Raw genomic sequence first — 685 nt, forward strand, 5'->3', positions numbered from 1 at the left:
GTGCCGGGCGGCGAGCCGGTCGCGGACGACGGAGCTGGGGAGCGCCGGGGTGTCGGCGGCCAGGCCGCAGGCGGCGAGGTCGGCGCGCAGGGTCGCCGGGTCGGGCGGGAACACCAGCAGGGCGGCGTGCGCGAACGACAAGTGGCGGGTGAGGGAGTGGAGTTGTGTGCCGTCGAGGCCGGGGAGGAGGAGCGGCAGGAGGGTGGCGGTGTCGTGGCGGCGGACGAAGTCGGCGGCCGCGCGCAGGCGGGTGCTGTCGTCGGCGCTGTCGTGGGCACTGTCGGGCGCGACAGTGGCGGGCGCAGGAGTGGCGGTCATGGCGGGAGTGGTCATGGCAGGGATGTCCTCGGTGCGGTGCGCCGGCGGCCGGTGCTGCTCGATGGGCCGACGGGGATCGGTGAGCGGTCGGGGCTCTGAGAGCTGTCGGGGCTCGGGGAGCCGTCGGGGCTCGGGGAGCCGTCGGGGCTCGGGGAGGTGCTGGGCCCGGGAAGGGGTGTCGCTCACAGGCCGACGTAGTTCTCGGCGAACCAGTCCCGCTGGGCGCGCGAGGTGCGCAGCGCCTCCAGCCGGGCGCGGCGGAGTCCCGCGTCGAAGCCCGACGGGACGCCCTGCGGGGTGGGCGCCGCGTGCAGCAGCCGGACCATCCAGTGCGAGAACTCCATGGCGCGCCAGATGTGTTCCAGGC

The 685-nt window shown here is 75.9% G+C and carries 2 pseudogenes; both read right to left on the bottom strand.

What is annotated here, in order from left to right:
• Positions 1-333, bottom strand: a pseudogene (locus VR45_RS40875) (methyltransferase); the annotation flags it as partial.
• Between the two features lie 167 nt (positions 334-500).
• Positions 501-685, bottom strand: a pseudogene (locus VR45_RS47725) (4-hydroxybenzoate 3-monooxygenase); the annotation flags it as partial.

This window comes from Streptomyces sp. NRRL S-495 (genome assembly GCF_000966955.1).
Lineage (GTDB): Bacteria > Actinomycetota > Actinomycetes > Streptomycetales > Streptomycetaceae > Kitasatospora > Kitasatospora purpeofusca.